Here is a 4006-nt window from a genome sequence, read left to right as displayed (position 1 = left end):
GTTAAACCGAGGTGATGCTATCGCAGGCAAGCCAGCTCCCACACAAACCCTGCTCCCACATTTTGAATCGCATTTAGTCATTCTTATTGGGGAAGCGCCGCAAATCCAGGGTCATCGGCAATTCATCATTGATCACCACACTCGGCACCGGCAATTTCCCGGGGCTGTGTCCCAAGCGGAAAAACCGCGCCATCCGCCGGCTTTCAGCTTCATTGGCATTCACCGGCAGGCTGTCGTAATTGCGCCCGCCCGGATGGGCGACATGGTACTGGCAACCGCCCAGCGAGCGCTGCATCCATGTGTCCAAAAGATCGAACACCAGTGGCGCATGCACCGGGATGGTCGGCTGCAAACAGTTGGCCGGTTGCCAGGCGCGATAACGCACGCCAGCCACAAACTCGCCGACGCGCCCGGTGGGTTGCAGCGGCACCGGGATGCCATTGCAGGTCAGCAGGTAACGCTGGGGCGGCAGGCCACTCAACTTGACCTGCAGGCGCTCCAGGGACGAATCCACGTAACGCACCGTACCGCCCACCGCACCCTCTTCGCCCAGCACATGCCAGGGCTCAAGGGCCTGGCGCAATTCCAGTTCGATGCCGCTGACGGCGTAGTCACCGACCTTGGGAAAACGGAACTCCAGGTGCGCGGCAAACCATTCGGCCCGCAGCGGATAACCGGCAGCGTTCAGCTCGACGATCACGTCGGCAAAATCCTGCTCGATAAAGTGCGGCAGCAGGAAGCGGTCATGCAGCTCTGTGCCCCAGCGCGCCAGCTTCGGCGGCGCATAGGGTTCACGCCAGAACCGCGCGACCAGTGCCCGCAGCAGCAACTGCTGGGTCAGGCTCATGCGGGCGTGGGGCGGCATTTCAAAGGCACGCAATTCCAGCAGGCCCAGGCGGCCGGTGGCACCGTCCGGCGAGTAGAGCTTGTCGATGCAGAACTCGGCGCGGTGGGTATTGCCAGTGACGTCGATCAGCAGGTTGCGCAGCAGGCGGTCCACCAACCATGGCGGGCATTCTTCGCCCGCTTCGGGCATCTGCGCGAAGGCGATTTCCAGCTCATACAGCGCATCGTTGCGCGCTTCGTCGACCCGTGGTGCCTGGGAAGTCGGGCCGATGAACAGGCCGGAAAACAGGTAGGACAATGACGGATGGTTATGCCAATAGCTGATCAGGCTGCGCAGCAGATCGGGACGCCGCAGGAACGGCGAATCCTTGGGCGTAGCGCCACCGAGCACAAAGTGGTTACCGCCGCCGGTGCCGGTGTGGCGCCCGTCGATCATGAATTTTTCTGTGGTGAGGCGGGTTTGCCGGGCTTCTTCGTAGAGAAACTCGGTGCGTTCCACCAACTCGTCCCAGGTGGCGGACGGCTGCACGTTGACCTCGATCACACCCGGATCCGGCGTCACCCGGAAGTTGCTCAGGCGCGGGTCGCTCGGCGGCTCATAACCTTCCAGCAACACCGGGCAATGCAGTTCTTCGGCGGTGGCTTCGATGGCGGCCACCAGTTCCAGGTAATCCTCGACCCGTTCCAGCGGCGGCATGAACAGGTACAAGCGGCCGTCCCGTGCCTCGGCGCACAGGGCGGTGCGGGTCAGCCAGTCGGCAGACTCGTCGATCTTCGGGATACGGTCTTGGCTGGCAGCTGCCTCGCCATGGCTTTGCAGTTGCGAGGTGGTCGGCAGGTCTGCCAGGTCCTGATTGGGATCGGTGGGGTGCACGAACGGATAGTCCGCCGCCGTTACCCACGGTTGCGAGGCCAGTGGCAGGCGATAACCCAACGGTGAATCGCCCGGCACCAGGCGGCAATGGTTGTCCCGCAGGTACCAGCGCCCGCTCTGCCAGCGGTCATTGGCCGCCGTGCGCGCCAGCGGCAGCACCTGGCCGATGACTTTATCCAGGCCCTGGCTGAAGACCTTGCGCAGGCGCTCGCGCTCAAGCTTGTCCTCCAGGCGCGGATCTTCGGCGCTGACGTTCTGCGGCAAGGCGCCTTCGCGCCACAGGTAATAGAAATTGTCTTCGTAGGCCGGGAATACAAACTGCGCGGGCAGTTTCAGGCGCTCGGCAACGCTGGCCAGAAAACGCCCGGCCATCACGCCGTCGGCGCCATAGCTTTCCTGCTCATCGGCGATCAGCGCGCTGTTGTGCCAGATCGGCACGCCGTCGCGGCGCCAGTAGCAGTTGAGGGACCAGCGCGGCAGTTGCTCGCCGGGGTACCACTTGCCCTGGCCGAAATGCACCAGGCCCTTGGGTGCGTAGTGCTTGCGCATGCGCTGGAACAGCTCGGCGGACAGCCGGCGTTTGTCCGGGCCCAGGGCGGCGGTGTTCCATTCGGCGCCGTCGGGGTCGTCGATGGAAACGAAGGTGGGTTCGCCGCCCATGGTAAGGCGTACGTCGTCCTTGTGCAGGTCACCGTCGATCTGCCGGCCCAGGGCCTGGATCGCCAGCCACTGCTCTTCGGTGTAGGGCTTGGTAACCCTGGGGGCTTCCCAAATCCGTTCCACGGACATCTCGTGGGTAAATTCGCACTCGCAGGGTTCCACCAGGCCGCTGATGGGCGCCGCGGAAGAAGGATCAGGACTACAGGCCAACGGGATATGACCTTCACCGGCGAACAAACCGGAGGTGGCATCGAGGCCGATCCAGCCGGCGCCGGGCAAATACACTTCGCACCAGGCGTGCAGGTCGGTGAAATCTACCTCGGTGCCGGATGGGCCGTCGAGGGCTTTGACGTCGGCGGTCAGCTGGATCAGGTAGCCCGACACAAACCGTGCCGCCAACCCTAGGTTGCGCAGCAGTTGCACCAGCAACCACGCCGAATCCCGGCAGGAACCGGAGGCGTTTTCCAGGGTGAATTCCGGTGTTTGTACGCCCGGCTCCATGCGGATCAGGTAGCCGATGTCGGCGGCCAGACGCTGATTCAGGCCCACCAGGAAATCCACCGCCGGCAACGGCGTGCGGTCGATACCCGCCAGATACGCGGCGAATCTCGGGGTCAGCGGCAATGTTTCGAGGTACGGCGCCAGCTCGCGCTGCTCATCGGCGGCGTAGCTGAAAGGGATTTTTTCGGCGTAGGGTTCCAGGAAGAAATCGAACGGATTGAATACCGCCATCTCCGCGACCAAGTCGACTTCGATGCGCAGCTCGTCAGTTTTTTCCGGGAACACCAGACGCGCCAGGTAATTGCCCTGGGGATCTTGTTGCCAATTGATGAAGTGCTGTTCCGGCAGCACCTTCAGCGCGTAGGAAAGAATCCGCGTGCGGCTATGGGCCGCCGGACGCAGACGAACAATCTGTGGGCCGAGTTCGACCGCGCGGTCGTAGCGGTAATGCGTAACGTGGTGCAACGCGACATGAATCGACACGGCGGCCTCCTGCGAGCCAGGGCATGGAAACAAAGCGCGCAAGACTTATGCCAGAGCAGTGGTCATTGCGCTTTATCGTGGGACCCGGTGCAGTACAGCACCAAAACGGCGCGATGGCTGCCGTCGTGGTGCGAGGGTTGCACATATTTGTGGCGGGAGTGTGAGGGTGGGTGGTGAATCTACCCAGTCAACGGGCTTTTTGCCTGGCGATCACGGCTTCACGCAGGTGGCGAACTTCGACCAGTTTCTGGCGCATTTCGCGGTGGCGCTTGCTGTTAAGCACCAGCAGCGCCAGCAACGGCAACAGCACGCTCATGCCATAAATAAATGGATGCGGTCGGTACTCGATCGTAGGCAGCACACACACAAGACAAAGCCCCAGCAACGCCACCAGCGGCCACACCCATTGCGGGCGTCCGCGGGCGATCATGAAGTTGCAGTGCACGATGACCAACGTCAGAGCGATTCCGCCGAGAAAGGAGTACTTGGCGGTATCGGCCACAGAAAGATCCCGGAAATAGCTTTCAAAAAACAATGGCACCGCAAAGGCCAGGGAAAATACCGATGCCAATATCGCTCCCATGAAAACAGGAAAATACCGAGATAGAAAACCGCGAATGCTCGGTGCTTGGTTCATTGCTC

The 4006-nt window shown here is 62.2% G+C and carries 2 protein-coding genes; both read right to left on the bottom strand.

The genetic code is table 11. The annotated features are described in order from the left end of the window. Positions 1–73 precede the first annotated feature (73 nt). Positions 74–3364, bottom strand: coding sequence for a DUF2126 domain-containing protein (locus tag JV201_RS02585; protein WP_219406468.1), 3291 nt, complete (start codon positions 3362–3364; stop codon positions 74–76). Between the two features lie 187 nt (positions 3365–3551). Beyond that, positions 3552–4001: a hypothetical protein gene (locus JV201_RS02580; protein ID WP_219407127.1), complete on the bottom strand. Its 450-nt coding sequence runs from the start codon at positions 3999–4001 to the stop codon at positions 3552–3554. Between the last annotated feature and the right edge of the window lie 5 nt (positions 4002–4006).

This window comes from Pseudomonas sp. Colony2 (assembly GCF_019382755.1).
Classification (GTDB): Bacteria; Pseudomonadota; Gammaproteobacteria; order Pseudomonadales; family Pseudomonadaceae; genus Aquipseudomonas.
The sequence above is the reverse complement of the archived record's forward strand: the minus strand, read 5'-3'. Positions and strand labels throughout refer to the sequence as shown.